General features: G+C 51.0%; 27 protein-coding genes and 1 tRNA gene. 12 read left to right on the plus strand and 16 right to left on the minus strand.

What is annotated here, in order from left to right; genetic code table 11:
- From E1H14_RS12740 to E1H14_RS12775, 8 genes are all read right to left on the minus strand, one after another.
- Positions 1 to 670: VOC family protein (locus E1H14_RS12740; RefSeq protein WP_149391867.1), on the minus strand; the 670-nt coding region annotated here is incomplete at its 3' end.
- 35 nt (positions 671 to 705) lie between these two features.
- Entirely contained in the window at positions 706 to 1,017 is a 312-nt protein-coding gene (locus E1H14_RS12745) for a 2Fe-2S iron-sulfur cluster-binding protein (RefSeq protein WP_149391868.1), read from the minus strand.
- 12 nt (positions 1,018 to 1,029) lie between these two features.
- Positions 1,030 to 2,091 (minus strand): NADH:ubiquinone reductase (Na(+)-transporting) subunit F, encoded by a 1,062-nt coding sequence (locus tag E1H14_RS12750; protein ID WP_149391869.1) that lies wholly within the window; start codon positions 2,089 to 2,091, stop codon positions 1,030 to 1,032.
- Between the two features lie 12 nt (positions 2,092 to 2,103).
- Entirely contained in the window at positions 2,104 to 2,466 is a 363-nt protein-coding gene (locus tag E1H14_RS12755; protein ID WP_149391870.1) for a phenol hydroxylase subunit P4, read from the minus strand.
- 65 nt (positions 2,467 to 2,531) lie between these two features.
- Positions 2,532 to 4,034, minus strand: a complete 1,503-nt coding sequence (locus tag E1H14_RS12760; protein WP_149391871.1) for an aromatic/alkene/methane monooxygenase hydroxylase/oxygenase subunit alpha — start codon at positions 4,032 to 4,034, stop codon at positions 2,532 to 2,534.
- A gap of 18 nt (positions 4,035 to 4,052) precedes the next feature.
- Positions 4,053 to 4,322, minus strand: a complete 270-nt coding sequence (locus tag E1H14_RS12765; protein ID WP_149391872.1) for an MmoB/DmpM family protein — start codon at positions 4,320 to 4,322, stop codon at positions 4,053 to 4,055.
- A gap of 9 nt (positions 4,323 to 4,331) precedes the next feature.
- Positions 4,332 to 5,318 carry an aromatic/alkene monooxygenase hydroxylase subunit beta gene (locus E1H14_RS12770; protein ID WP_149391873.1) on the minus strand — a complete coding sequence of 329 codons (987 nt, stop codon included), beginning with the start codon at positions 5,316 to 5,318 and terminating at the stop codon, positions 4,332 to 4,334.
- A gap of 30 nt (positions 5,319 to 5,348) precedes the next feature.
- Positions 5,349 to 5,660: a phenol hydroxylase subunit gene (locus E1H14_RS12775; protein ID WP_149391874.1), complete on the minus strand. Its 312-nt coding sequence runs from the start codon at positions 5,658 to 5,660 to the stop codon at positions 5,349 to 5,351.
- A 338-nt stretch (positions 5,661 to 5,998) separates the two neighbouring features.
- Between E1H14_RS12775 and E1H14_RS12780 the strand changes: the two genes are divergently transcribed.
- On the plus strand, positions 5,999 to 7,705 hold the full coding sequence (locus tag E1H14_RS12780) for a sigma-54-dependent Fis family transcriptional regulator (RefSeq protein ID WP_149391875.1): 1,707 nt from the start codon (positions 5,999 to 6,001) through the stop codon (positions 7,703 to 7,705).
- A 40-nt stretch (positions 7,706 to 7,745) separates the two neighbouring features.
- Here E1H14_RS12780 and E1H14_RS12785 read toward each other — a convergent pair whose 3' ends face one another.
- From E1H14_RS12785 to msrA, 5 genes are all read right to left on the minus strand, one after another.
- Positions 7,746 to 9,971, minus strand: a complete 2,226-nt coding sequence (locus E1H14_RS12785) for a putative bifunctional diguanylate cyclase/phosphodiesterase (protein WP_149391876.1) — start codon at positions 9,969 to 9,971, stop codon at positions 7,746 to 7,748.
- A 27-nt stretch (positions 9,972 to 9,998) separates the two neighbouring features.
- Positions 9,999 to 11,675 carry a methyl-accepting chemotaxis protein gene (locus E1H14_RS12790; RefSeq protein ID WP_149391877.1) on the minus strand — a complete coding sequence of 559 codons (1,677 nt, stop codon included), beginning with the start codon at positions 11,673 to 11,675 and terminating at the stop codon, positions 9,999 to 10,001.
- A gap of 107 nt (positions 11,676 to 11,782) precedes the next feature.
- Positions 11,783 to 12,724 carry a ketopantoate reductase family protein gene (locus E1H14_RS12795; RefSeq protein WP_149391878.1) on the minus strand — a complete coding sequence of 314 codons (942 nt, stop codon included), beginning with the start codon at positions 12,722 to 12,724 and terminating at the stop codon, positions 11,783 to 11,785.
- Positions 12,725 to 12,829: 105 nt separating this feature from the next.
- Positions 12,830 to 13,555, minus strand: a complete 726-nt coding sequence (locus E1H14_RS12800; protein WP_149391879.1) for a 16S rRNA (uracil(1498)-N(3))-methyltransferase — start codon at positions 13,553 to 13,555, stop codon at positions 12,830 to 12,832.
- The gene (gene msrA / locus E1H14_RS12805) at positions 13,552 to 14,007 is read right to left on the minus strand and encodes a peptide-methionine (S)-S-oxide reductase MsrA (protein WP_149391880.1); all 456 of its coding nucleotides are present in this window, start codon (positions 14,005 to 14,007) and stop codon (positions 13,552 to 13,554) included. The genes E1H14_RS12800 and msrA overlap by 4 nt, the downstream gene beginning before the upstream one ends.
- A 116-nt stretch (positions 14,008 to 14,123) precedes the next feature.
- Between msrA and E1H14_RS12810 the strand changes: the two genes are divergently transcribed.
- From E1H14_RS12810 to E1H14_RS12825, 4 genes are all read left to right on the plus strand, one after another.
- Positions 14,124 to 14,957 carry a symmetrical bis(5'-nucleosyl)-tetraphosphatase gene (locus tag E1H14_RS12810; RefSeq protein WP_149391881.1) on the plus strand — a complete coding sequence of 278 codons (834 nt, stop codon included), beginning with the start codon at positions 14,124 to 14,126 and terminating at the stop codon, positions 14,955 to 14,957.
- Complete coding sequence (gene glpE / locus E1H14_RS12815; RefSeq protein WP_149391882.1) at positions 14,958 to 15,272, plus strand: thiosulfate sulfurtransferase GlpE; 315 nt, start codon at positions 14,958 to 14,960, stop codon at positions 15,270 to 15,272.
- A gap of 61 nt (positions 15,273 to 15,333) precedes the next feature.
- Complete coding sequence (locus E1H14_RS12820) at positions 15,334 to 16,440, plus strand: hypothetical protein (RefSeq protein ID WP_149391883.1); 1,107 nt, start codon at positions 15,334 to 15,336, stop codon at positions 16,438 to 16,440.
- 33 nt (positions 16,441 to 16,473) lie between these two features.
- Positions 16,474 to 17,217 (plus strand): pteridine reductase, encoded by a 744-nt coding sequence (locus tag E1H14_RS12825; protein WP_149391884.1) that lies wholly within the window; start codon positions 16,474 to 16,476, stop codon positions 17,215 to 17,217.
- Between the two features lie 5 nt (positions 17,218 to 17,222).
- Here the strand turns inward: E1H14_RS12825 and folK are convergent, their stop codons facing one another.
- The gene (gene folK / locus E1H14_RS12830; protein ID WP_149391885.1) at positions 17,223 to 17,741 is read right to left on the minus strand and encodes a 2-amino-4-hydroxy-6-hydroxymethyldihydropteridine diphosphokinase; all 519 of its coding nucleotides are present in this window, start codon (positions 17,739 to 17,741) and stop codon (positions 17,223 to 17,225) included.
- Positions 17,741 to 18,097 (minus strand): dihydroneopterin aldolase, encoded by a 357-nt coding sequence (gene folB / locus E1H14_RS12835; RefSeq protein ID WP_149391886.1) that lies wholly within the window; start codon positions 18,095 to 18,097, stop codon positions 17,741 to 17,743. Before folB ends, folK begins: the two co-directional genes overlap by 1 nt.
- 30 nt (positions 18,098 to 18,127) lie before the next feature.
- Here folB and plsY point away from each other — a divergent pair, with 30 nt between their 5' ends.
- Positions 18,128 to 18,715 carry a glycerol-3-phosphate 1-O-acyltransferase PlsY gene (plsY, locus tag E1H14_RS12840; protein WP_149391887.1) on the plus strand — a complete coding sequence of 196 codons (588 nt, stop codon included), beginning with the start codon at positions 18,128 to 18,130 and terminating at the stop codon, positions 18,713 to 18,715.
- A 27-nt stretch (positions 18,716 to 18,742) separates the two neighbouring features.
- Here plsY and tsaD read toward each other — a convergent pair whose 3' ends face one another.
- Positions 18,743 to 19,789: a tRNA (adenosine(37)-N6)-threonylcarbamoyltransferase complex transferase subunit TsaD gene (gene tsaD / locus E1H14_RS12845; RefSeq protein ID WP_149391888.1), complete on the minus strand. Its 1,047-nt coding sequence runs from the start codon at positions 19,787 to 19,789 to the stop codon at positions 18,743 to 18,745.
- Between the two features lie 214 nt (positions 19,790 to 20,003).
- Here tsaD and rpsU point away from each other — a divergent pair, with 214 nt between their 5' ends.
- From rpsU to E1H14_RS12875, 6 genes are all read left to right on the plus strand, one after another.
- The gene (gene rpsU, locus E1H14_RS12850; RefSeq protein WP_149391889.1) at positions 20,004 to 20,219 is read left to right on the plus strand and encodes a 30S ribosomal protein S21; all 216 of its coding nucleotides are present in this window, start codon (positions 20,004 to 20,006) and stop codon (positions 20,217 to 20,219) included.
- Between the two features lie 107 nt (positions 20,220 to 20,326).
- On the plus strand, positions 20,327 to 20,770 hold the full coding sequence (locus E1H14_RS12855; RefSeq protein ID WP_149391890.1) for a GatB/YqeY domain-containing protein: 444 nt from the start codon (positions 20,327 to 20,329) through the stop codon (positions 20,768 to 20,770).
- Positions 20,771 to 20,807: 37 nt separating this feature from the next.
- Positions 20,808 to 22,658, plus strand: coding sequence for a DNA primase (dnaG, locus tag E1H14_RS12860; RefSeq protein ID WP_149391891.1), 1,851 nt, complete (start codon positions 20,808 to 20,810; stop codon positions 22,656 to 22,658).
- A gap of 153 nt (positions 22,659 to 22,811) precedes the next feature.
- The gene (rpoD, locus tag E1H14_RS12865; RefSeq protein ID WP_149391892.1) at positions 22,812 to 24,662 is read left to right on the plus strand and encodes an RNA polymerase sigma factor RpoD; all 1,851 of its coding nucleotides are present in this window, start codon (positions 22,812 to 22,814) and stop codon (positions 24,660 to 24,662) included.
- Positions 24,663 to 24,725: 63 nt separating this feature from the next.
- Positions 24,726 to 24,802, plus strand: a tRNA-Ile gene (locus tag E1H14_RS12870).
- A gap of 177 nt (positions 24,803 to 24,979) precedes the next feature.
- On the plus strand, positions 24,980 to 26,215 hold the full coding sequence (locus E1H14_RS12875; protein WP_149391893.1) for a tyrosine-type recombinase/integrase: 1,236 nt from the start codon (positions 24,980 to 24,982) through the stop codon (positions 26,213 to 26,215).
- Positions 26,216 to 26,347 lie beyond the last annotated feature (132 nt).

A 26,347-nucleotide genomic window follows, 5' to 3' on the forward strand; every position in this document is an offset into this window, starting at 1 on the left:
CTTCCCAAGTGTCCAGGTAGAAGGATGCGTGGTGGAACTTGTTCTTCTCTGGATGTTTGATAAAGGCGATGTCATGGGCTTTCATCGACACGGTCAGGAACTGCGCCACACGGTTGCCTTCGGGATCGAGCACCTGCTCGGCCAGATCAAAGCCCAGCACCTCGGTGAAGAGGGTGAAGGTGTTCTCCAGATCATCGCCGTAGAGCAGGCAGTGATCAAAGCGCGTGGCTTTCATGCCCTTAAGATTACGCGGCCAGGCTTCAGGGTTGACATTACTCAGCCCCCACTTGCCGGTCTGCACCTTGGTGGCAAACAGCTCAAAGGTATGGCCGGTCGGTGCGACAAACTGCATCCGCCGTCCGCAGTCTTTTAAGTCGCCAGCGGGCAACTCGGTGACCTCCAGACCAAAGGCGCGAAGCTCCGCCGCCAGTCGGTCCAGCGTGGCTTCATCCACACACTTAAAGCCCATAAAGTCCATACCCGGCTGATCCGCTTCCTGCAGCACCACGGAGAACTTATCCACCTCGGTCCAGGCCTTCAGATACACACGGCCCTGGTCATCACGATCCATCTCGATCAGCCCCAGCAGCTCCGTATAGTGTTTTAACGCTTCATCCAGATCCAGCACCCGAATCTGTACATGGCCGGGACGCATCACACCTTTTTTCATGGGAAGTACCTCATCTGTTTTGTCATTATTTTTGTTCAGGCTTCTTTTTTCTCGACCGAGGCTTGATACCAATCGGCTTCTAACACCAGTTCAGAAGTTGGAAGAATGCGACAGGCCAAAACGATACCAGCGGCCTCTTCCTCGGGAGTAATATGAGCGCGACTCATACGCTTACTCTGATACTCCCCTTCTAACACTCGGATCTTACACAAACCGCAACCGCCACCACGACAACCGACCGCGATCGCCTGGCAACCGGTTTTTTCCATCGCCGGTAACAAGACTTGCCCAGCGGGGATCTGAAAGCGCAGGTCTCGATTCACCACATGAATAGAAATCCTTTCCATACCCCCTCCGTCTTAAATGCGTTTAAACAACGCTGAACGGCTACCCGATTCAGCCCCATCGGCGGCGGTCAGGAATTTCTCCATATGAATATCCGCTTCAAAAACTCGCCCTTGCATCAAGGCGCTGATGGCCGCGTCAATCATCATCGGCGGGCCGCAGAGGTAAGCTTTATGGCCGGCAAAACGACCATCGAAATAGGCCTGAGCCGCTTCATGCACAAAACCGCTAAACCCTTGCCAAGCATCCTCTGCTAGAGGTTCATTCAGTGCCGGAATGTAATGGAAGTTATCGTGGTCTTGAGCCAACTGCTCAAACAGATCGCGGTGATACAACTCAGCGAGATTGCGCGCGCCCTGGAAGAGATAAATCTGACGACTATCCCCAGCTTCCAACAGATCCAGGATCATCGATTGCGGACTGGACAAACCTGAGCCACCGGCGATAAAGATCACATCCTTAGTATCCGAGCGACGTACAAAGAACTGACCATAAGGACCCGACAGCGCCAACTGACCACCCAGTTTGAGCTCATCATGTAACCAACCTGTACCTACGCCACCTGGGACACGGCGGACATGTAGCTCGATCTGTCCCGGTTCACTGGGTGAGTTGGCAATGGAAAAGGCACGTGTGCCTTCCACGCCTGGAATCGCTAAGTTGATGTACTGACCAGCCTGAAACTCCATCGCCCGATCCAGCTTGAGGAAAATGCCCTTAATGGTGGGTGAAAGATCTTGAATATCGACCACTTCCGCCTGGTAGTCCTGCACGGGGTAACCTAGGAAATCGGGATCAACATCGATATCCGCTTCAATCACCATATCCGATTCAGGCATAGCACAGCAGGCTAATACCTTACCCTCACTACGCTCAACATCCATCAAAGCAAAGGGAGAAGCCGCACCCAAATCGGCGTCACCTTCCAGAACCTGAACTTTGCAGGTGGCACAGGTGCCATGACCGCAGGCAAAGGGTAACCAAACGCCTTGGCGCAAAGCTGCGGCCAGAATGGTTTGCCCCTCTTCGACCTCGATCACATCACCGGTCGGTTCGACTCTTACTTCATAGGACATAACTCACCCCGCTTAAACGCCTGCGCCTTGATAACCTTTCAGATCAGGTGTCTGGAAACGCAAAACGGATTTATGATCAATCCCCTGCTCGGCCAAACCCTTCTCTAGATCCGGTGTGAAGGCCTGGCCATTCAACAACCAAGTGGTTTTATTCCAATCAATAGCGGCATATTCAGGATGCAGAGAAAAGGCTTCTGGCATCACCTCATCCCGCAGAGTTTTGAAAGGCATGGTCGGCAGCAAGGCATAGGCAAAAGGCGCACAGAACATCAAATGGTGGTCCCAACCAACATAAACGATCTGGTTACCATGAAAATTGGCAAGGGTATCCCGTACCTGACCACGATAGTCAGGCGTAATAGCTTTAACTGGCATGATAAAATTCCTGTTATGTAGGGCCATGGAGCATGGCCCTTTATCGTTATTTTTCAGGAGACGGTTTAGGCAACGCCCTTCCACTCTTTCCAACGCTGTTCATCGGGTGAGCCCTTGATGTCCAGGTTGTCTGCACCCAGATTCATCTGGTAATAATCACGCAACACCTCTTCAACGCTGGCACCACCACAGTTACCCTGATAGATCTGGTGAACAGGCAACCAGGACTGCACATACTTCTCAGGCTCATCTTCGAAAATATGCTGGCAGCCATCCGAGCAGAAGTGATAACGCTCACCGTTATAAACGCTATCGCGGTATGCAATCTGAGTGGGGTCATCCATCTCAGTGAAGCCCATGGGAATCTGACAGGTGGTGCACAGCTGCGGTAAGGCCTGGGTGTAGAAGCGTTTCCCTTCAGCTTCCAGCTTTTTCGCTAACTCCCAACGTGGGCGATAGTATTTATCGAAGGTTTCTGGGTACTTCTCACTTAACCAATCCAACTCTTGATCGCTCGGAATCCAGGTATGGAAACCGGCCGCATGACCATGGTTGTAGAAGATCCACCAAGCCTGATGAGAAACATGCTCTTTTTCTTTCTCCGTGATCTCAACAAACTTTGGCATACGGATGCCGTAGCGCGCCAAATCCTTAAAGAGTGCACCACCGGCCTCTTCGAAATAGACCTCCCAAGCCTCTTTCCAGGACATCACTTTATTCGGCAGCATATAGTCCATCATCATGGCCACAACGCTGAGCATCCGAGTGCCACGCCAGAACCACTTGTCGATCCACTTCTGCACGATGGGTACGTTATCTTCATGCTGTTCCAGCAGGAATTTGATGATTTCCAAGCCCAAGGTCATATGTCGTGCCTCATCCGATTGCGCGGAGAAGCCAAAGGTCACAGTGGCCATATCACCGTTATGTGCAGCCCCAGACATAAAGGGCACAAACAAGAGGTTGGTCAGGACATATTCAAAACTGAAGCTAATGGCGATCAAGAACTCAAAAGGACCGGCTGAACGCGCATCGTCAAAGAAAGATTTAGGCACCGACAGATACCAAACACGGTCGTGCATATGTGACCAGTCTTGGAAGCCATCAAAGTACTTGTTGTAGTGACTCATCGCATGAATCTGAGTCTGAACGTGGCGCAATTCATCAATTGACTGCATCTGGCACGCGACACGCGCACCGGCACCACCAAATTGACGTCCTACATGGGCATAACCCTGGAAGGCCTGATACTCCAGCGGCGAAACAGCGGTTAAAAAGAGTTTAATCGCATTCACATAACGTGGATCAGTGACATTCAGATGGCCATTATTCTGTGCGAAGGCATCAAAGATTGCGTAGAGCTTCTTCTCTTTTTCAGCCTGATATTTCCAATAGGCATCCATCGTCAAACGGAAAGGATCTTCCCATTTTGACCAGTCTGTGATTTTAATACCCTCGAACTCTTCATAAGGAAACGCTTTTTTACGATCGGAATAGGAATATTCCCAGTCCAGATCACGGGTGAGTAAACGATATTTATCTTTCAGATTGAGCTTTTTAGCAGACATGGTAATAACCTTTTATTTTTATGAATTCCAACTCAGGCTCAGTTGCTCATCATCTTCGTCAACATTGCCCCCTAGGGTAATTAGATTCAGATGCAGCTCTTGTACATCCCAATCACGCCCCATTTTTTCTTCGACGGTTGAACGTTTCACCACAAGATAATCTTCATTTTCAATGCGAATCATCGCTGGCATATGATTAATGGTTGCCGTTGGATTATCTTCTTCGATCGCCTCTAGGATATAACGTGAGGTATCGTTGTCTTGCAAAGCGATATAGACCTTGGACATGAGCGTTCCTTAAAGTGTCAAACCCGCTTTGCGCGAGCGGTTATCAAGAAGAGTTAAAGCCTGTTGCAGAGAGGTCTCATCAAACAAGGCATGGATCACCGGTGCGAAAGCTTCAGCCGCTTTAGCACGCCAGTGTTTGACCCAGATAGACATCTGTTCAGCATTAGCGGCCGATTCACTGGCAACGGTTTTGATTACTGAATCAAACCAACGTGTGGTTTCTTTGTTCCATTGCTGCATAAACTCCAGCAACATGGCGATATCACGTGCACCTTCGGCATTTAATGCTTGATCCAACTGATCAATAAACAGCTCATAGACCAGGCTATCCATCACCAGATTCTGTGCCAACATCACCTCAAACCAGTCTTCTACGGTGGTCAACTCTTCACACAGTGCGCGGACACCCTGCCAAATCGGGTCCTGCATCCAATGCTCTTTCGCCTGAATTAAAGAATCACCACTATTCCCATCAATCAATAATCCGATACGGGATAGATACTGCGCAATTCCCAAACGATCCATCGCGTTATACACCAGCGCCTGAGTTAAGGCCGTGCCATAACCAAACGAACAGGCATACATATTATTGAGGTTCGCCGTGTGTTCGATATGACGTACTGGAATTAAAAATCGAATAATTTTTTCTTTACTGCTCTCTGATAAATACGCTTGCAGATCGCGCTTTTCAAAAAACGCGTAATTATTTTCAGCCTGCTCCTGCATCTTGGCACGCTGCTGAACATAAGCACCGTAATAAAACTGGCGCGGATCTTTTAATGCATACCAATCTTCCATCACAATTTTGGTACGCGTTTTATCGTTCAGCTCTTTATCCGGCTGCCATAAGGGGCGGTAATGAAAGTTAGTTTCCGCTTGGAGATCGTAGGTGGCCTCTTGATAACGTGTTGCAGGCTTATCCCCAAAACGTCGTTCAATATTGGCATAAGTGTTACGAATCGGCTCAAGCGTTGAAGTTTTAATTTCAATGGTCATACATCAATTCCCATTTCAGATGAATTATTGTTATTCGGGGGAGCGGTCGTGGTTATGCGCCATCAGGGTGTCTTCGCCATAACGCCATTTTTCCAACTCAGCATCGACCTGACGCATCTGTTCATCGGTCATTTCGATCACATGGTTGTTTTGACAGAAGGCCTCAAAGGCAGCAGGTGGCATTACCAACTCAACAAACAGAGTCGGGTCACCTATGGCAAAATCGAATTCGACGAAGCGCGCACCGGGCTGGCTACGCACTCGAATGTACTTGGTCAAGGTTTCAAAGCGCGGGGCTCGACCTTCAACTGACCTTAAGACAGGTGTCTGGACTGGAGACATGGATAACCTCTGACATGTTTATTGTTATGAGTCTTGGTTGCTTATCTCTAAAGCAATGGCCATGCCAGCCCAAAAAAAAACGCTAAAATTTTATCTAAGCCTATGATTTAAAATAATAAAAATATTTCAGATCTTTTGAGCATCGCGCTTGAACCAGCGGATTCACCACCTAGCTCAATTGATAAGATGATCAAATCATCACCCAAAAATGATGATTTGATGATTTGATTGAGCGACCAAAGTCGCAGATGGCCGCTTAAGGCTTCACTTCATGCTAAGTTTCGTTTCACAATAGTCCACGCTTTTTGATCCCCTAATCTGCCGGTATAAATAAAATAATGGCTAGTGATACCTCCCTTAGGCTTCCACAAACGGAAGACCTGCTTGCACAAATCCGTTTTGAATCCTCCCAAGGCAAAATTTGGCTGAATGAACAGCGCATGCTGCTGATTCATTCCGCGGTCATGGGGCTTCTACGTAAAGAACTCATCGAATCCTTAGGCTTAGAAAGAGCCAAGGGGTTTTTATTGCGCTTTGGTTACCACTCCGGCTGGAAAGATGCCGAGTTGGCGCAAAAACTGCGGCCCGATATTTCCAAGCAGGATGCGTTTTTGGCCGGTCCACAGCTCCATGCCATTAAGGGAATGGTCAGGGTTGAGCCGCGCCACTTGGAGTTTGATCTTAACCAAGGCCACTTTCACGGCGAATTCGATTGGTTTGACTCTTATGAAGCCGATGCGCATCTACAGGAGTTTGGTCCGGCCTCTGAACCTGTGTGCTGGACACTGCTCGGTTATGCCAGTGGTTACACCACGTTTTACATGGGCCGCAAAATTATCTTTAAAGAAACCGAGTGTCGTGCCTGCGGCCAAGCGCACTGCCATATCATCGGCAAACCCGCGGACGAATGGGAGGATCATGCGGATATAGAGCGATTACTCTTACCCGATCCCATCGCTGATGAACTCTTTGCGCTACGCCATGAGCTCGCAGAACTCAGGGAAACCTATCGTGGTCCAGAAAAAGAAACTGACTTATTGCTGTTTAATTCTGTCGGTCGTTCCGGTGCCTTTCGTAATGTCTGCCAGCTGATCCGCAAAGCGGCAGATAGTAAGGTCACCGTTCTACTGCAAGGTGAAACAGGTGTCGGTAAAGAGATCGTTGCCCGCGGTTTACATCAAAGTAGTCCGAGAGCAGAGCAACCCTTTGTGGCGGTTAACTGCGCCTGTATTCCTCCGGAACTGATCGAGTCCGAACTCTTTGGGGTGGAAAAAGGGGCGTACACTGGAGCCACCCAATCACGTGAAGGCCGTTTCGAGCGTGCCCAAGGTGGCACGATTTTTCTCGATGAGGTGGTCGAGCTGTCACCACGTGCACAGGCGGCTTTGTTAAGGGTTTTACAGGAAAACGAATTGGAACGTGTCGGAGATCATCGTACACGACGCATCGATGTCCGTGTTGTGGCCGCAGCCAACGAAGACTTAGAGGAAGCGGTGCAACAAGGCCGCTTTCGTGCGGATCTGTTCTACCGCTTAAACGTCTACCCTGTTTATATACCGCCGTTACGCGAACGTATCGAAGATATTCCCTTATTGATTGCGCATTTTCTCGACAAATATCATTTGCTGTATAACAAACGGACGCTCGGTGTTTCGGACAAAGCGATGGATGCGTTGTGTAAGTATCGTTGGCCAGGCAATATACGAGAATTAGAGAACATGATTGAGCGCGGAGTGATTCTGACCGATAACAATCACACTATCGATCTGGAATCCTTTTTCCCTTCGCTCTCAGAACCCTCACATCCTCTGAATGTCATCTCTGCACAGGGCCAACTCACCGCTCAAGCCGCCAAAGAAAACCACGCAACGGATTACGCACAACTGATTCAGCAGGGCTTAAATCTGAATGAGCTGGAAGCAGGTTTAATTCGTCAAGCTATGAATGAAGCCAAGGGTAACATCGCCGCTGCCGCACGTTTACTCGGCTTGACACGCCCGCAACTGGCGTATCGACTGAAAAAGTTAGATGAGGATGAACTCTGAACGCCTCAGGCGGGAGTCACACTGTTCAGGATGCTGATCGCTAGTGATCGGTATCCTGAATTTTCAAGGTCTGCAATAAAGGCTCTAATGCCTCCAAACTCATCGGGCGCGCGAGATAATAACCTTGGAATTGCTCACACCCCATCTTGAGCAAAGTTTGGTACTGCACCTCGGTTTCCACCCCTTCCGCGATCACCTCAAGACTCAGGTTATCGCCCAAATCTAAAATAGTCTGAACCACCGCTGCCGCTTTTGTATCCTGGCCTAGAGGTGCGACAAAGCTCTGATCGATTTTGAGTTGATCCAAGGGCAGATGCACTAGCTGATGCAGGGAGGAAAATCCGGTTCCAAAATCATCTAAGGAAATACGAATACCCAACTCACGTAACTGCTGCATTTTGCTACGACTCACCGGCAAATCTTGCAGTAACAGACTCTCAGTCAACTCTAACTCCAGCTGCTGCGCAGGGGCTGAACTGGCGAGCAAAATATGTCGAACCTGATCCACAAATTGTGCATCTTGTAGCTGCCGGGCACTGATATTCACGGCGATACGCAAAGCAGCCGTTGCAGGTTGCTGCGCCCAACTCGCCAGCTGCTGGCAGGCCTGAGTCAGAATCCAATAGCCTAGGGGCACAATCAATCCGCTACTTTCTGCGATCGGAATAAACTCAGCCGGTGACACCAACTCTTCTCCGCGCTGCCAACGGATCAAAGCTTCGACACCGAGAAGTTGGCCCTGCTGATCAAACTGGGGTTGATAGACTAAACGAAACGCCTGCTGCTCAAGCGCCAAACGTATGCCCTCTTCCAGCTCGGCACGTTTATGCGCTTGCTCCTGTAAACGGTGATTGTAATAACAGACTTGATGGCGGCCCGCTTGCTTGGCTTCATACACGGCCAATTCGGCACATTTGAGCAACTCCAAAGGGTTGCCCGGGGCATCCTTAAAAAACGCCACACCACAACTTGCCGTGGCTCGATAGGGCCCCGAAGATAGTTGGAAGGCTTGCTGAAACTGAACCAACTTATGCGCCAAAACACGATCCACCTGATGCAGCTGTTGCGCTTCATCGCCTTCCAACAGCTCAATTAACAGCACAAACTCATCCCCACCAAAACGTGACAGGGTATCGGTGGCACGTAATTTAGATTCTAAGCGTCGAGAAATCTGTACCAGCAGCTCATCCCCTAAATCATGCCCGAGGGTATCATTGAGGCTATGAAAATTATCGATATCGATGAGGATGAGCACCCCATTACTCTGAGTGCGTGTCGCCATCAACATACTGTGCTGCAAGCGTTCCAGCAATAAGCGCCGATTCGGTAGTTGCGTCAAGGAATCATAAAACACCAAGCGTGTGCGTTCTTGATCGGATGCCAGCAAAGCTTGCTGACTACGCTGCACTTTAAAACGTAAGTGTTTGATTAAAAAAAGTGCCAGAATCACGATCAGCAGTAAAAACAAGACACCCAACCAAAAGCTGGTGGGCACAGCGGGATGGAGATGCAATTGCTGCCATTTTTTCAGCGTTTGATAGTAGTAGGAGTTCTGATCTTTGCGCCAGGTCTCTAACCAATGGTCGATTCGGGTCAGGGGTAAGGGATCGGCGGTTAAAGGCGCGACAAAATAGAGCCGACTCGGTAAAAAGACGATGGAGGTGGGGTACAGATCATAGACCTGAGCATAATAACCGCCAAAAAAATGGTTGCTGGCCAGTGCATCCGCTTCTCCCTTGGCGACTGCGGCGGCGGCCTCTTCCAGGCGCATAAAGGGTAAAAACTCGACGTCCAAATTAAAATCATTGGAAAGACCGCGTAACACCTCCCACTGCACCGAAGATTGTAGCACCGCAATTCGCCGCCCCTGCAAATCCAGTAGCGAGTCCAAATCCAGATGCTGATGACGAAATACCTGTGACCAGCTCAAGAGTGCCGATTGCTGACCAAAGCGCATCTGATTTTGCCGTGAAGGCGTGGACGCCACATCGGGGAGTAGATCCAACTCTCCCGCTATCAGCGCTTGCAAACAGTCATCCCACTCACAAGCAATGGGCTCAATACGCCAATGCTCCTCGACAGCAATCTGCTGCAGCAAATCACCGAGAATGCCGGAAAGTGCACCCGACTCATCTTGAAAGATTTTAGGCGGATTAGGATAGACACCGACGCGCAGCGTCAGGTGACTGGCCTGTGCCTGTGGCATCCAGGCCAAGATGAGGAAACAGAGCGCTACAAGCGTGGAATCAAAAACCTTACTTGCCATGCGCGCTCCTCTGTTAAGTTAAAGAGGCTAGATCTGGAAACGACTGACCACTTGCCGCAGATTCTCGGACAAACGTGCGATCTCTTGACTGGTAATCGCCACCTGATCTGCCGCACTGGAAGTTTCATCGGCGGCCATGTTAATGCGTGTCAGGTTCTGATTCATCTCATCCGCCACCGAACTCTGTTCCTCAGCGGCACTGGCAATCTGAGTATTCATATCGTTCATGCGTGTGATCAGTTCCATAATCAGAGACAGTGCTTCACCCGCACAGGCCGATTTACTAACACCATCACGGGCTCGTTCCTGACCTTCACGCATCACTTCGGCCGCACGCGCAGCGGCATCCTGCAGATGGCTAATCATCGATTGAATCTCCGAAGTAGAGATCTGGGTTCGACTGGCCAGAGAGCGCACTTCATCCGCGACCACCGAGAAACCCCGTCCATGCTCACCGGCACGTGCCGCTTCAATAGCGGCATTCAACGCCAGTAAGTTGGTTTGTTCGGCAATTTCACGGATCACATCCACCACGCTGCCAATTTTTTTAGCATCTTCGGCCAACTCATGAATCACACTCGCCGCCGCTTCTACCTCACTGGCCAACTGGTTCATACCACTCACACTTTCAGTCACCACCCGCTGACCTTCACGCGCCTGCTCATCCGCAATATGAGCACTCTCCGCCGCATTGGCCGCACTCCGCGCCACTTCATGCACCGTCGCGTTCATCTCATACATCGCCGTCGCCACCAGATCGGTTTCGCTTTTTTGCTTCTGAATTCCACCGCGTGATTGCTGGGCAACAACCGCCCCCTGTTCCGCCAACTCACTCAGAGATAAACCCGCATCACGAATGCTTTTGGCCATCTGGCGCAGCTGTTCACGGGTAAAAATAAAGCGGCGCAGCAAATAACCAAACTCATCCTGGTTTTCAGCTCCCGCAATTTTGACATCACGGAAGTCTCCCTGTGCCAACTCATCTGCCAGCGTATTCAAACCCAGGATGCCGCGATTGATGCGGCTAAGTACATAGACTGCAAAAAAGATTGCCAAGGCCAAACCTACTAAGCCCACCGTCCAAAGCTGGAAGCGCAGTTGTGCCGAGACACGATCCATTTCAGCTTTGGCTTCCTGTGCCCCGCGCATTTTACGATCACTCAGCGCTTCACGTGCCTTGTCTGTCACCTGATAGAGTGGATTCACGCGTACCAAGATATGCTGGTTTGCTTGCAAATAACGCCCTTGTTGTAAAAGTTCGAGTACGGGATCGACACCCTGTTGGAAAAACTCGCGGAAGGATTTTTCAAACTCACCGGCCAAGCGTTCAGCTTCCGGACCATGATAAACAGAACGAAATGCCTGCCATAAAGCTTCCACCTCGGCTCGAGTCGCCGCCACACGTTGAGTATGCAAGCTGGTCGGATGATCATGCAGACCGATAAATGGGCTCGAAGGATCGTGTTGGATGGTCAGCAGCAACTGCGCACGTGTCTCTTCTAACAAGCCCCCAATACGCTCCACTTGATAAAGCGGCACCATACGACGCTCATAGTTATCCTCGAACTGGAAAGATTCATATTTCAAACCATAGAGGGCAAAGGCGATCAGTGCTGCGACCACCACGACAAACACCGCGACCAACAGACGCAATTGATTTTTGACGGATTGGAAAAAACCACTGTTTATTGAGGTTTGACTCATAGGGTTAGGCTCTTATTAGAAACGGCAAAATCGACCTGCTTACTTTAGCAGTGCTCATCCTAAACAGGTATCGGCCAGATGGATGAAAACTGATGTAAATCACAGAATTAAATTTTTTGATGCGCTTTAAGCAAAGCATAGATCAAAGCCGTGATCGGTGTGTGTACCCCCAAGCGCTGAGCGCGCTGCAAGACACTGCCGCTAATCGCTTCCAACTCTAGAGGGCGCCCTTTCTCTTGATCCACCAGCATCGAGGTTTTGATCGGATCAAATTCGCAGATCAGTTTAAACATCTCCTCAACATCCTGGGTCTGCAGGACGACCCCTTCCGCCGGTGCCACCTGAGCCACTTCTTGCATCGCCTGATAGACCGCCTGTCGATAATACGGGTCTCGAGTCAAGGCCCCCGTATCCAAACGAGTCAGCGCAGACAAGGGGTTCACGCCGTTATTGATAATCAACTTGCGCCACAACTCATAACGAATATCAGCCGCCAGCTGTGTGGGAATTTGGGCTTGATTAAACACTTCAACCAAGTGCTTCAGAAAGCCTTCCTGTTCGGAGGATTCGGCGTGATTCGGCCAGCTGCCCAAGACGATTTGTGCCGGGCCTCGAGCTTCAATACGCCCTGGTTCGATGATATGTCCACCAATACGTACCGCTAATCCACCCAGGACACGCGGCACGCCCAAGGCCGCCGCCAGTAGAGGCTCATTATCCACACCGTTTTGCAAAGATAGAATCGGCGTGGTCCCCTGCTTTAGCCAGTCTTGGTGTGTCTCCAACCAAGCTTGGGTATCGTAGGATTTAAAGCAGAGCAGAATCAGATCAAAATCAGCACAAGCATAGTTCTGCCGCAGAGTCTCCTCGGAACAGGCATCGACCTTCCCTTGGAAAGAGAGGCTTTCATGTTCCACCTGTAATCCATTTTGTTGCATGGCCTGTAAATGGGCACCGCGCGCTACCAACACTAGTGTATGGCCGGCGTGTAAGAGTCGTGCTGCGTAATAAGCCCCTATACCGCCTGCGCCTACGATTAAAAAACGCATCTTTATCCCAATCCTCTGATCAAAACTGGGCTTGACCTTAGTTTAGAGGCTTTTAATTGGCAAGCCCAAGTAGACAAACCATTGAAAAAGAGCTGGATGAGACGGTTAACGGAGTGGAAACAAACGTGTCAGTAAAACCGGTAAGGCGGTTTCCACTCGTAGAATACGGCTTCCTAAGCTCACGCTCTCCACCCCGGCTTCTTGCAACTTGGCAATTTCATAAGGAATAAAGCCCCCCTCAGGTCCAAGCACCAACACACTGGGTTGCCAAGCCGGTGCAGGACAGTCCTGAGCTTGATAAGGATGAGCGACCAATGCACGTCGACCGGCCACTAACGCCGGCAGCTCATCTTCCACAAAAGGCTTAAAGCGCTTACGCAAATGCACCTGAGGCAATAGCGTGTCACCCGCCTGCTCTAGCCCCAAACAGAGATGCTCATGAACAGAATCTGGACTTAAGACCGGCGTGGACCAATAACTTTTATCCACACGATAAGAATGAATCAACCACAAGGACTTTACGCCCAGGGTCGCGGCTGTTTGCAGCACACGCTTGAGCATTTTGGGCCTGGGTAAGGCCATGACCAACTCAAGCGGCAGCGCATCCGGTGAAGGTTTGGCCGCGGCAAGATGCCAACGTAACTGCACCTCAGATGCCGATAGGGCCAGCACTTCCACCTCACCGATCGGCCCATTGATCAAACCGGCACGTAAACGATCTCCGATCTGCGGCTGATGTATCTGGGCAATATGTTGAAAGCGTCGATCCTTTAAGGACAAGATCTGACCGGAGGCTTGCACCTCCTCTGGATAGAGCAAAATTAAATTCATAACCCGCGCTTGGCTAAATAGTGCTGATGATACTCTTCAGCTCGCCAAAATTCGCTCGCTGCGGTCATTTCCGTGACGATTGGACGCGCAAAACATCCTAAGGCTTCACACTCGGCACGGCTTTGTTCGGCCAGGTTTTTTTGTTCATCATTATGGTAAAAAATGGCGGAGCGATACTGAGTCCCGATATCCGGCCCTTGGCGATTTAAGGTTGTCGGATCATGGCTCTGCCAAAAGCACTGCAACAGTGCTTCATAACTGATACGCGCAGGATCAAACTCGACCTGCACCACCTCCGCATGACCGGTGCGACCGGTGCACACCTCGGGATAACTCGGTTCAGGCAATGTGCCACCCATATACCCTACAGCAGTTTCTATCACGCCTTCTAACGCGGCAAAACGTGCCTGTACTCCCCAAAAGCAGCCTGCTGCAAATGTTGCTAAAGCCATATTCGACCCCTTAGATAGTCTGATTCGATGCCGGAGAAATCCATAAGAAACCCTTGATGCATTAGAGTTTTCCAATACTTCTGCGTTATCATTAATGATTATAAGGCAGGAAGACTATGGCAACCTACGCAATTGGCGATGTTCAAGGCTGTTACGATGAGCTGTTACGCTTGCTGGATCAGGTTGGATTCAGCGACAGTGACCGTCTCTGGTTTGCCGGAGACCTCGTGAATCGTGGCCATCAATCGCTGCAGGTTCTGCGCTTTGTCAAACAGCTCGGCACCCAAGCCGAAAGCGTGCTGGGTAATCATGACCTGCATCTCCTCGCCCTGCATTTTGGCGCCACACGTGATAAACGCAATACAACACTGCAGCCCATTTTACACGCCCCTGATCGTGATGAGTTGATGAACTGGCTGCGCCAGCGCCCTATGTTGATCGATGATGAAGCCCTCGGCTATGTGCTCACCCATGCAGGCATTCCGCCTATCTGGTCATTAGATAAGGCGAAAAAGCGTGCTCAAGAGCTCGAACAGGTTTTACGTGGCCGCCAAGCGGCAGAGTTCTTTCGTCACATGTATGGCAACAAGCCAGATCAATGGCATAAAAATCTTGAAGGCTGGGCACGCTTACGCGTGATTACCAACTACTTCACCCGCATGCGTTTTATAACCGCCACCGGGCGTTTAGAGTTTGCTGGCAATGGTGGCCCCGAAGAAGCTCCTGAGGGGTTTAAACCCTGGTATGCGATTAAACGCTCTACGCCTATGCCACGTACACAGCTATTCGGACATTGGGCTGCTCTCATGGGACAAGCCGATCTGCCCGGATGTATCGCACTGGATACGGGCTGCGTTTGGGGTAATCGCTTAACCGCCCTGCGCTTAGAAGATCAAACACTTTTCGACTGTGGCTGTGAAGCTTACCGTCAAGAACTTACTGAGGTTTAGATGAGCTTTCAAAATATCTCTGCAAATGATGCACGTGAACTGATCGAGCAGGGTGCACAAATCGTGGATATCCGCGATCCACATAGCTTTGCTGCTGGACGCTTGCCACAAGCCTGCAATCTGAATAATGAGAATCTGCCCGAGTTTCTGGCGCAAGCCAATTTTGATCAGGCACTCATCGTCTGTTGTTATCACGGCGTCAGCAGCCAGCAAGCCGCTGAATATCTTTCCCAGCAAGGATTTAACCAAGTGTTCAGCCTAGATGGCGGTTTTGAACTCTGGAAGCAGCTCTATCCTGAGCTGTGTGAAGCCTAAGCGCCCCACTCACATACACACTCATGCTTAGGCACAAACCTCGCGAAAAGGCGCTTCCTGCATGGAAATTTGTTTAGTCGGCGGCGCGGTGCGTGATCAACTCTTAGGCCTGGCGGTCAAGGATCGAGATTGGGTCGTGGTCGGTGCCACCCCTGAAGAGCTGATCGCCCAGGGATATCGCCCCGTAGGCCGAGACTTCCCGGTCTTTCTGCACCCCCAGAACGCCGAAGAATATGCACTGGCACGGACTGAACGTAAGTCCGGCAAGGGTTATCTTGGCTTTGAATGTTATGCCGCACCCGATGTCACCTTGGAAGAGGATCTCGCACGCCGAGATCTGACGATCAATGCCATGGCGCAGCGTGCCAACGGTGAGTTGGTCGATCCCTATGGCGGACAGGCGGATCTGGCCGCACGCTGTTTGCGCCATGTTTCCCCAGCCTTTGCCGAAGACCCCTTAAGAGTTTTGCGTGTCGCACGTTTTGCCAGTCGTTTTGCGCCCTTAGGCTTTCAGGTGGCCGAGGAAACCCTAGCGCTGATGCAAGAGATCAGTCTAAGTGGTGAGCTGCGTCACCTGACGCCAGAAAGAGTCTGGCAAGAGTGGGAACGCAGCCTAGCCAGCCGCCACTGCTGGGTGTTTCTTCAGGTATTAGAAGCCGCTTTGGCACTAGAGGATCTCCTCCCCGAACTTCTCCCCTTGCCTTTGACGCAAATCCAAACCGGCTTACAACATCTAGGGGACACGGCAAGTGCCGAACAGCGCTTTACACTGATTCTATTTTTTGCGCTCAGCAAATCCGAGAAGCTAGAACGCTTAGATGCTTTATGCCAACGTTTGCGTATCCCCAATCGCTTTCGTGACCAGGCTTCAGCCTTCTGTAGCCAAGCCCGCTCGCTCTACCAGTTTTCACAGCTAGATGCCTGCGCACGCTTGCACACGCTCAAACAATTAAAACTGCTGAAACACCCCAAATACCTCAGCAATTGGATGTCATTGCTGCACGCCTGCTTTCAGGATGTTGCACCCCATTTAGCGGATCGCTTGGACGCTCTATTACAGGCTTTGTCACGTATTGATCCACAAACCTTTATTCAGAAAGGCATCCAAGGCCAAGCACTTGGACAGGCGCTCGAAGCGGAGCAATTACGCTTATGCGCCCACTTTTAACTCCCCCCCTTGTTGATTGATAGGCGATAGACAATGACTGCTGTGAATCCCCCTCGTGCTCTGATCACTGGAGCTGCTCAGCGTATCGGTGCGGCAATTGCTCAGCATCTTCATGCTCAGGGTTATGATCTCCTACTCCACTACCGCCAATCTCTAGACGCCGCTCAGGCACTGGCCACTCAACTTAATCACACACGTGCGCAAAGTTGTCGCTTGGTGCAAGCCGATCTCAGCCAACATGCTGAGGTGTTACAACTGGTGAAAGAGGTCAAAGCGCAGGGTGATCTCAATCTTTTGGTCAACAACGCGGCAAGCTTTTACCCCACACCCTTAGCTGAAGCGAATGAAAACGCCTGGCAAGAGCTGTTTGACACGAATCTAAAGAGTGCATTTTTTCTTTGTCAGGGCTTAAGAGAGAGTTTGTCTACACGAGAAGGGGCGATCATCAACATCATTGATATTCACGCTCAACGCGGCTTACTGCATTATCCAATCTACTCTATGACTAAAGCCGCGATGCAGATGTTGACGCTGAGCCTGGCTAAGGAGCTCGCTCCACAAGTACGGGTCAATGGTGTATCACCCGGCGCGATTCTCTGGCCCGAAGCAGATGCCAGCCTGAGCGCTGAAGCCAAGCAGGCGATTTTGGATAAGGTTTTACTTGGACGTTGTGGCCGGCCTGAAGACATTGCCGAAGCTGTCGGATTTTTAGCCAAGGCGGGGTATATTACCGGACAAATCTTAGCCGTGGATGGTGGGCGTTCTCTGTACAGCTAATCCCCTTAGATTTTGATCCGTGCGGGTAAAAGCGTCTCACGCCACTCGAATTTAACCGGCCAAAGCTTTTGCTGCCCTGCATAAGCCTGCCATAGCTCGGCATAGGTTGCGCCCACGACGGGATGCACCTCTGCCCCGGCGATCTCTGCCAAAGGCTGGAGTACAAAAGCGTTCTTTAAAATTTCGGCACGCGGCAGCCGCACAGAATCTATCTCTCCTGCCGCTTGATCGTAGGTCAGAATATCAATATCCAGGGTACGGCCACAAAAGCGGGGTGCACTGCGATCCCGTCCATTGGCATCCTCGATACCTTTTAACAAAGCGGAAAGCTGCGCGACAGACAGAGATGTATCGAGACCCACGACTAGATTATAAAAAGCATCCCCACTAAAGCCCACGGCTTCGCTTTCATACACAGAGGAAAGGTTTAAACACGCAAAGGCCTGAATCAACGCGTCCAACCCCTGACGAATATAATGGTCGCGGTTTTGATTACTGCCTAAGCTGAGATAAACACGCGCCATCAACCTTTAACTCCACGCTCAATCAATACCCCAACATCCTTAGCTCCGCGCACTGCTCCCGGTTTACTCAAACGCAAACGTAACCAAGGCACATTAAACTCCTCCATTACGATCTGAGCGATCTCTTCGGCCATCGTCTCCACCAGCAAAAACTCACTCTCTGCAATAAAAGCGATCAGGCGCTTGGAGACACTTTTATAATTTAAGGTGTTTTCTATATTTTCTGTTGCCGCGGCCGCACGGATATCGGTACCCATTTCCAGATCCAGGCTCACGGTTTGGCGAATTTCTCGCTCCCAGTCATAGATACCGATGACCGTTTCCACCTGTAACTCACGAATGTACACTATATCCATCTACTACCTCAGATCATCGGATTGCCGGCCATGTTGAATAACAGTTTGACTGAACCTGCCCTCATTGGCTTGGCGTATCTGCTGGGTTCTATCCCAACCGCTTTATGGGTCTGCCACTCTATGGGCATCCCCGACCCTCGTCAACAGGGCTCAAAAAATCCAGGTGCCAGTAATGTCTTGCGTATAGGCAATCGTCGTGCTGCCCTTTTTACGCTCTTAGGAGACATCAGCAAGGGGGCTTTGGCGGTCAGCCTCGTGCTCTGGACACAACCTTCAGCAACACTGGTCACACTCAGTGTACTGGCCGCCTTTCTCGGCCATCTCTATCCTTTGTTCGGCGCCTATCGTGGCGGTAAGGGCGTAGCCATTTTTCTCGGCTGCACCCTGTGCTTAAGCCCCGCTTTGCTGCTGGTACAGCTGCTCATCTGGGCCAGCGTCTTTGCTCTAACGCGTATTGCCTCCTTGGCATCCGTCGCCTTGGCGCTGAGCACGCCTTTGGCGGCTTGGTATTTAGCGCCCGAGTGGCTCAGCCTCGTCTCTTTAATCGGCTTATTATTGATTGCCCGCCATCGCGACAACCTCGTTAGCTTGTGGCGTGGTCAAGAACATCGTTTCTAAGCCACGCAGCCAAAGCGCCGGTTTAACCTAGATCGATGAAGTCGATGGAATCGCTGGCAAACTCGCCATCGGCCATCTCGGCTTGGCCAGAATCGTCAGATCATCCATCTGCCCCGCCATCAAACGCTGACAACCTGCATACGCGATCATCGCTCCGTTATCGGTACAGAACTTCGGACGTGCATAAAAAAGCTGCCCCTTTTCTTTCTGTACTGCCTCCTCCAAACGCTCACGCAAACGCAGGTTTGCACTCACCCCACCGGCAATAATCAAACGCTTTAAGCCTGTTTGCTGCAGCGCACGACGGCATTTGATCGCCAAGGTATCCACCACTGCATCCTCAAACGCCGCCGCAATATCGGCCATGGTCTGGGCTTCAATTTGGCCCTGAGCATCACGATGTTGATTGGCAGTATTGAGCGTAAAGGTTTTTAAACCGGAAAAACTGAAGTCTAAACCAGGCCGATCCGTCATCGGACGCGGAAAGCGAAAACGGGTACGATCTCCAGTTTGTGCCAAACGTGCGATTAAGGGGCCACCCGGATAATCCAACCCGAGCATTTTGGCAGCTTTATCAAAAGCCTCACCCGCCGCATCATCTAAAGACTCACCTAGAAGCTGATACTGACCGATACCCTGCACCTCCACCAACTGGGTATGCCCGCCCGAGACTAAGAGCGCAACAAACGGAAACGCCGGCGGGTTTTCTTCCAGCATGGGTGCCAAGAGATGGCCCTCCATGTGATGCACGCCCAACGCAGGTATCCCTAAACCCAGCGCTAAAGCACGTCCCGTCGATGCCCCTACCATCAAAGCACCAATCAACCCCGGGCCCGCAGTATAAGCAATCGCATCTAAGCTTTGCAGATCAGTGTTTGCCTGTGCCAGGACTTCACGAATCAAGGGCAAGAGCTTGCGGATATGGTCACGCGAAGCCAATTCGGGAACCACTCCACCGTATTCAGCGTGCATCTTGACCTGACTGTAAAGTGCATCGCCTAATAAGCCCTGCTCACTGTCGTAGAGCGCCACACCTGTCTCATCACAAGAGGTTTCGATTCCCAGAACTCGCATCTCGCACCTATTTTGCATTTAAGTGGCTAGATTATACGTAATTCCGCACGCTGAAATCAGCTTTTCAGCAGCCATCATCCTTAGCTTTCTGCGCTTAGCTTGCTTTACTTACGTGCGGGCTAGAGATAAAATTTCGCACCTTGATCTTTGGCCTCATGTTTGGCATGGGCGAAACTTCAAGATTTTTCATCTCAATCAACCTTAAGGAGCAGACATGCCTGCTGTAAAAGTTAAAGATAACGAGCCATTTGACGTAGCTCTGCGTCGTTTCAAGCGTTCTTGCGAAAAAGCGGGTGTTTTGGCTGAAGTACGTCGCCGTGAGTGCTACGAAAAGCCAACCACTATCCGTAAGCGTAAAGCAGCGGCTGCGGTTAAGCGTCACGCGAAGAAAGTTTCTCGCGAAACAGCACGTCGTGTACGTCTCTACTAATTCTTATACTCGTATACGAATTCAGTAGAACCCATTTGAAAACGCAAAAAAGACTTGTAGTCGATTACGCCTAAGCCCTGAGGCCAAGCTTCAAGATTGGAAATGTTATGTCCGAACTGAAACGACAGATCAGTGAACAGATGAAAGATGCCATGCGCGCCAAAGACAAAGTTCGTCTTGGAGCGATACGTCTTATCCTGGCTGAACTGAATCGTATCGAAGTGGATGAACGTATCGATCTGGACGATATGCGCGTACTCGCCACGCTGGATAAAATGATGAAACAGCGTCGCGATTCGATTGCCCAGTTTCAGGCGGCTGAGCGCCCTGATCTGGCAGACAAGGAGCAGCAGGAGCTGGAGGTGATTAAAACTTTCCTGCCGCAGCCTCTCAGTGATGATGAAATTCAAGACCTGTTAAATCAGGCACTCGCCGCAACAGGCGCAACATCCATGCAACACATGGGTCAGGTGATGGCCTGGTTAAAACCACACCTGCAGGGGCGTGCCGATGTCGGCAAGGTATCCGCCCTGGTAAAAGCTCGATTCTAACGTCAGCAAGCTCGCTGGCATCGACAGCGGAGATTGCATGGCAGGCCGAATTCCCCAACAGTTTATTGATGACTTACTCGCACGCATCAATATTACGGATATAGTCGAAAGCCGCGTTAAGCTTAAACGTAGCGGCAAAAACTATTCGGGGCTCTGCCCTTTCCACAAAGAAAACTCACCCTCCTTCAGCGTTAGCCCGGATAAGCAATTCTATTACTGCTTTGGTTGTGGTGCGGGCGGCAATGCGCTGGGTTTTTTGATGGAATATGAACGCCTATCCTTTCCCGAAGCTGTGGAAGAACTGGCTAAAATTGCCGGTGTCGAAGTTCCAAAAGAAACCCAACATCCTTTACAGCCACAGCGTGAACAGCAACTCAAACGTCAATTCGACCTCTTAGAGTTAGCTGCCCAACACTTTCGCCAACAGCTCGTGACGGCGGCTCAAAATCATCCGGTGAAAACCTATTTACAGCAGCGTGGTATTTCACCGCAAACCGCTGATGCCTTTGCACTGGGTTACGCACCCGCAGGCTGGGACCACCTCTTAAAACAGTTCAGCCAGGCCTACCAAGCCAAACCCGAAACTTTAGAAAGTATCGGACTGGTAGTACACAACCCTGAAAAACAGCGCTTTTATGATCGTTTTCGTGATCGACTTATGTTCCCGATTCGCGATATGCGTGGGCGAGTGATTGCTTTCGGCGGACGCGTCTTAAATGATGAAAAACCCAAATATCTAAACTCCTCAGAAACCGATACATTTAACAAGAGCCGCGAGCTTTATGGTCTGTATGAAGCACGTCAACATAACAGCAGCCTGCAACGTCTGTTAATTGTTGAAGGTTATATGGATGTAGTCGGTCTGGCCGAACACGGCATTCACTGGGCCGTCGCAACCCTGGGCACCGCAACCAATGCCCAGCACCTCACACGGTTATTTAAGCTCGTCCCTGAGGTAATCTTTTGTTTTGATGGCGATAGTGCCGGACGCAAGGCCGCTGAAAGAGCTCTCGAAATCAGCTTACCGATTATTCAAGATGGCTACTCGATCCGTTTTTTATTCTTACCCGAGGGTGAAGATCCAGACAGCCTTGTCAAACTGGAAGGCAAAGAGGCTTTTGAAGCACGCACACGCGAAGCCCTCCCGCTGAGTGAGTTTTTCTTCCGCCACTACAGCGCCGAAGCCGACCTAAACAGTCTAGATGGCCGCGCACGCTTTGCCAGCCGCGCCCTACCGGCGATTCAAACGATACCGGCGCTCTTGCTGAAAGAGATGATGCGTGATCGTATCTGTGAGATCACCGGCTTAGGCGCCGAGCAGCTGCAAAGCTTTGTACAACTCCAGCAAGCCCAAGAGCCTATCATCACAAAGGCCGCGACCGTCTCCACTCCACGCGCAGAGCTCAATCCGCAATCACACAGCTTGTTGCGTCCAGCTTTTTCACCCGTGCTGAGCTCTCATAAACAACCAGATTTAGTACAACGCGTGATCTCGCTTTTGCTGCACCGCCCCGACCTTGCACAGGGTTTACCCGAAGCCGAAAGTCTAGGCAGCCTGCAAGAAGCCCACATTGATCTCTTAATTGAGCTGATCAATTATTTTCGTGCCAACCCAGAAAACTCACTAGGCACACTCCTAGTCGACTGGCAATATAGCCCTTCCCTGAGTCAGCATCTGCTGTTACTTAACCAGATCGCCCACCTTGCCCCGATCCCTGCCGAAGCAAATGCCGACGCCGAAATTCAAGATGCATTTAAACGCCTGCTCAGTCGTCAACAAGAAAACCGCCTCGATCTTTTATTAAAAAAAGCACGTCATACCCCCTTAAGCAGCGAGGAGAAAGCCTTGCTGAATCAGTTGCTTCAACAAAAAAACTCTGGGGTTTGAGCTGGCAAAAACTGCCCGGATACTCTACTTTATATAAGCACTCTCGACAGAAACCATCGGTTAAGATCTGTTCACCAGACCGTCAAACTTGTATAATGTCGCGCTTCGTTTTTTACTCATCACTGATACATCAACACGCATTGCAGGGGTTCTATGTCTGATACATCCCAACAGCAGTCTCGTCTTAAAGAACTGATTGCCCGCGGAAAAGAGCAGGGTTACTTGACCTATGCTGAGGTTAACGACCATCTGCCTGAAGACATAGCCGATCCGGATCAAGTCGAAGATATTATTCGCATGATCAACGACATGGGCATCAGTGTCTCGGAAGAAGCCCCCGACGCTGAAACCCTACTGATGACCGAAGGTGATTCTGCTGAAGAGGCCGATGAAGAAGCGGTCGCTGCACTCGCCGCCGTAGAATCGGATGCCGGTCGCACCACAGACCCTGTACGCATGTACATGCGCGAAATGGGTACTGTCGAATTGCTGACACGCGAAGGTGAGATTGAAATCGCTAAACGTATTGAAGAAGGGATACGTGAAGTGATGATGGCGCTGGCGGAATTCCCTGGCAGCGTGGACGAAATCCTGAGTGCTTACAACGGCACCCTTCAGGAAGAAGGTCGCCTAAGCGACATTTTTAGTGGTTACATCGATGCCGATGCCATTATCCCCGAAGACGAAGTCGACGTTGAAGAACTCGATGACGAAGAAGATGTCGAGGTGGAAGACGATGATGAAGATGAAGACGGCGAAAGTGGCGACAGCTCCGACGACGAAAAAGATCGTGGCCCCGATCCAGAAGAAGCGCGTCAACGTTTTGGCTTAATTCAGGAAGCTCTGGATCAATGGAAGCTCGCTGTCGAAGCCGAAGGTCAGGACAGCCCTGCCGCTGAAGCCGCGATGGAGCAACTGGCCGCTGTCTTTGCACCCATCAAGCTTTCACCACGTTTCTATGACCTGCTCGTCGGCCGTGTACGTGAGTATATTGAAAAGATTCGTTACCAAGAACGTACTATCATGCGTATCTGTACCCAACGTGCAGGCATGCCACGTAAAGATTTTATTCAGAGTTTCCCAGGCAAGGAAACCAATCCTGATTGGTTTGATCAACTGGCCAACGGCAAAACCGCCTATGCCGGTGCGATCGCTAGCAGCCTGAGTGACCTGAAACGCGCCCAGCGCAAACTGATCCAGATTGAACAAGAAGTGGGGATCTCTTTATCTGAGATCAAAGAGGTCAATCGTCGCCTCTCCATCGGTGAAGCACGTGCTCGCCGTGCCAAAAAAGAGATGGTTGAAGCCAACTTGCGTCTGGTAATTTCGATCGCCAAAAAATACACCAACCGCGGTTTGCAGTTCCTCGATTTGATCCAGGAAGGCAACATCGGCTTGATGAAAGCAGTGGATAAGTTTGAATACCGCCGTGGTTACAAATTCTCCACCTATGCAACCTGGTGGATTCGTCAGGCTATCACGCGCTCTATTGCAGACCAAGCACGTACCATTCGTATCCCGGTACACATGATTGAGACTATCAACAAACTCAATCGCATTTCGCGCCAGATGTTACAGGAAATGGGTCGTGAGCCCACCCCGGAAGAGCTGGCCGAAAAGATGGAGATGCCTGAAGACAAAATCCGTAAGGTATTAAAAATCGCCAAAGAGCCTATCTCCATGGAAACACCGATTGGTGATGATGAAGATTCCAGCTTGGGTGATTTTATTGAAGACGTGACCATGTCTTCCCCGGTAGACACCGCAACAGGTGAAGGCCTACGTGAAGCCACTCGCAGTGTTCTATCCGGCCTCACCGCACGCGAAGCCAAGGTGCTGCGCATGCGTTTTGGTATTGATATGAACACGGATCATACCCTGGAAGAAGTGGGTAAACAGTTTGATGTGACCCGTGAACGCATCCGTCAGATTGAAGCTAAAGCGCTGCGCAAGCTGCGCCACCCTAGCCGCTCCGATCATCTGCGCAGCTTCCTCGACGAATAACTCCCAGCTTTTCAGCTAGTTGCGCCAATTAGATCAAATCGGTATGATTGGCGCTCATTTTTAGGGCCTATAGCTCAGTTGGTCAGAGCAGCGGACTCATAATCCGTTGGTCCCAGGTTCAAGTCCTGGTGGGCCCACCAACTTCCCTTCCAAGCAATTCCCAACCCCTCTCAAACCCCAGTAAAATCAACACTTCCGGGCTATTAGCGTCCAAGCTGTACCCACAAAATCCGCTAGAATCCGCCCTATTTTGTGGGTATGGTTGTGGGTATACCCACTTCCCAACGGTCCCGATACCCACAACAGGAGCCGAAACCATGACCAGAGCGGTTAACAAGCTGACGGATGCAGCCGTAAAGAACGCCACCCCGGAAGGCAAGGCACAGCGCAAACTGGCAGACGGGGGCGGCCTAACGCTGGTCATTAAGCCCGGTTCAAAAGTCTGGTGGTTCCGGTATCGCTATGGCGGCAAGGAGAAAACCCTTAGCCTTGGGGCCTACCCTTCCATATCCCTGAAGGATGCAAGGCAGGGCCGGGATGATGCCAAACGCCTGCTGTCACAGGGTATTGACCCGGTTAACCACCGTCACGCCGTCAAGGCTGACCGTGTGGAGGCCACCGCTAACACCTTCCGGGCCATTGCTGTTGAATGGCTGGAGCATGTCCACAAAAAGACCGTAGGCCCCACCACCTACCCGAAAAACGCCCGCCGCCTTGAGATGTACGCCTATCCGAAGCTGGGCCGCCGCCCACTGTCCGAGATCGAACCACCGGACGTGCTCGAAGTGCTGCGCGGCATTGAAGCGAAAGGCCACATAGACAACGCCCACCGCCTGAAAACCCTGATAGGGCAGGTGTTCCGCTATGGCGTGAGCACAGGCCGTGCCTCGCGGGACGTTACGGCAGACCTTCGCGGCCTGCTGCCAGCGCCTGAGGTCAAGCATCATGCCGCCGTGGTCACACCTGAGGAGATCGGCCAGCTGTTGCGCACCATTGAAACCTATTGGGGCTCACCAACCGTCTGCGCTGCGCTGAAAATCGCGCCTTATGTTTTCCTGAGGCCGGGAAACCTGCGCCGTATGCGCTGGGATGAAATCGACTGGGAACAGGAAACTTGGACCACTCAGACCACCAAAAATGGGGAGCCCCTTGTGGTGCCACTGGCACGGCAAGTGCTGGCCTTGCTGCGTGAGCTGGAACAGATCAACGGCAGGCAAGAATGGGTGTTTCCCAACGGTCACGGCAAGGGCCGCCCCTTGAGTGAGAACGGCATTACCGGAGCCATAAACCGCCTTGGCCTGAAGGGCGTCACTACTGGGCACGGCTTCCGGGCAATGGCAAAAACCGTGCTCACAGAACGCCTTGGCTACCGTACCGAAATCATAGAGATGCAAATGGCGCACCGGGTCCGAGATGTTCACGGCAGGGCCTACAACCGTACAACGTGGCTACCTGAACGCCGCGAGATGATGCAATGCTGGGCCGATTACTTGGACAACCTCAGAGACAACGGAAACGTAGTGGCCGGGAATTTTGGGAGGGTTTCGGCATGAAACACCCTGAATCGACCAGCCTTCTGTAGACCGCTCATTAGTTGTAATTGCCAAGCTTCTCATACTCCAGTGGAGGCATGTCATCAGCATGGCTGTGTTTACGTTTAGAGTTATAAAACATCTCGATGTAAT

The organism is Nitrincola tapanii (genome assembly GCF_008368715.1).
GTDB classification, from domain to species: Bacteria; Pseudomonadota; Gammaproteobacteria; order Pseudomonadales; family Balneatricaceae; genus Nitrincola; species Nitrincola tapanii.

Excerpts from the sequence above, each read along its gene's own strand:
- E1H14_RS12745 (WP_149391868.1), bottom strand. The coding sequence starts at position 1,017 with ATGGAAAGGATTTCTATTCATGTGGTGAATCGAGACCTGCGCTTTCAG.
- E1H14_RS12750 (WP_149391869.1), bottom strand. The coding sequence starts at position 2,091 with ATGTCCTATGAAGTAAGAGTCGAACCGACCGGTGATGTGATCGAGGTC.
- E1H14_RS12755 (WP_149391870.1), bottom strand. The coding sequence starts at position 2,466 with ATGCCAGTTAAAGCTATTACGCCTGACTATCGTGGTCAGGTACGGGAT.
- E1H14_RS12760 (WP_149391871.1), bottom strand. The coding sequence starts at position 4,034 with ATGTCTGCTAAAAAGCTCAATCTGAAAGATAAATATCGTTTACTCACC.
- E1H14_RS12765 (WP_149391872.1), bottom strand. The coding sequence starts at position 4,322 with ATGTCCAAGGTCTATATCGCTTTGCAAGACAACGATACCTCACGTTAT.
- E1H14_RS12770 (WP_149391873.1), bottom strand. The coding sequence starts at position 5,318 with ATGACCATTGAAATTAAAACTTCAACGCTTGAGCCGATTCGTAACACT.
- E1H14_RS12775 (WP_149391874.1), bottom strand. The coding sequence starts at position 5,660 with ATGTCTCCAGTCCAGACACCTGTCTTAAGGTCAGTTGAAGGTCGAGCC.
- E1H14_RS12780 (WP_149391875.1), top strand. The coding sequence starts at position 5,999 with ATGGCTAGTGATACCTCCCTTAGGCTTCCACAAACGGAAGACCTGCTT.
- E1H14_RS12785 (WP_149391876.1), bottom strand. The coding sequence starts at position 9,971 with ATGGCAAGTAAGGTTTTTGATTCCACGCTTGTAGCGCTCTGTTTCCTC.
- E1H14_RS12790 (WP_149391877.1), bottom strand. The coding sequence starts at position 11,675 with ATGAGTCAAACCTCAATAAACAGTGGTTTTTTCCAATCCGTCAAAAAT.
- E1H14_RS12795 (WP_149391878.1), bottom strand. The coding sequence starts at position 12,724 with ATGCGTTTTTTAATCGTAGGCGCAGGCGGTATAGGGGCTTATTACGCA.
- E1H14_RS12800 (WP_149391879.1), bottom strand. The coding sequence starts at position 13,555 with ATGAATTTAATTTTGCTCTATCCAGAGGAGGTGCAAGCCTCCGGTCAG.
- msrA (WP_149391880.1), bottom strand. The coding sequence starts at position 14,007 with ATGGCTTTAGCAACATTTGCAGCAGGCTGCTTTTGGGGAGTACAGGCA.
- E1H14_RS12810 (WP_149391881.1), top strand. The coding sequence starts at position 14,124 with ATGGCAACCTACGCAATTGGCGATGTTCAAGGCTGTTACGATGAGCTG.
- glpE (WP_149391882.1), top strand. The coding sequence starts at position 14,958 with ATGAGCTTTCAAAATATCTCTGCAAATGATGCACGTGAACTGATCGAG.
- E1H14_RS12820 (WP_149391883.1), top strand. The coding sequence starts at position 15,334 with ATGGAAATTTGTTTAGTCGGCGGCGCGGTGCGTGATCAACTCTTAGGC.
- E1H14_RS12825 (WP_149391884.1), top strand. The coding sequence starts at position 16,474 with ATGACTGCTGTGAATCCCCCTCGTGCTCTGATCACTGGAGCTGCTCAG.
- folK (WP_149391885.1), bottom strand. The coding sequence starts at position 17,741 with ATGGCGCGTGTTTATCTCAGCTTAGGCAGTAATCAAAACCGCGACCAT.
- folB (WP_149391886.1), bottom strand. The coding sequence starts at position 18,097 with ATGGATATAGTGTACATTCGTGAGTTACAGGTGGAAACGGTCATCGGT.
- plsY (WP_149391887.1), top strand. The coding sequence starts at position 18,128 with ATGTTGAATAACAGTTTGACTGAACCTGCCCTCATTGGCTTGGCGTAT.
- tsaD (WP_149391888.1), bottom strand. The coding sequence starts at position 19,789 with ATGCGAGTTCTGGGAATCGAAACCTCTTGTGATGAGACAGGTGTGGCG.
- rpsU (WP_149391889.1), top strand. The coding sequence starts at position 20,004 with ATGCCTGCTGTAAAAGTTAAAGATAACGAGCCATTTGACGTAGCTCTG.
- E1H14_RS12855 (WP_149391890.1), top strand. The coding sequence starts at position 20,327 with ATGTCCGAACTGAAACGACAGATCAGTGAACAGATGAAAGATGCCATG.
- dnaG (WP_149391891.1), top strand. The coding sequence starts at position 20,808 with ATGGCAGGCCGAATTCCCCAACAGTTTATTGATGACTTACTCGCACGC.
- rpoD (WP_149391892.1), top strand. The coding sequence starts at position 22,812 with ATGTCTGATACATCCCAACAGCAGTCTCGTCTTAAAGAACTGATTGCC.
- E1H14_RS12875 (WP_149391893.1), top strand. The coding sequence starts at position 24,980 with ATGACCAGAGCGGTTAACAAGCTGACGGATGCAGCCGTAAAGAACGCC.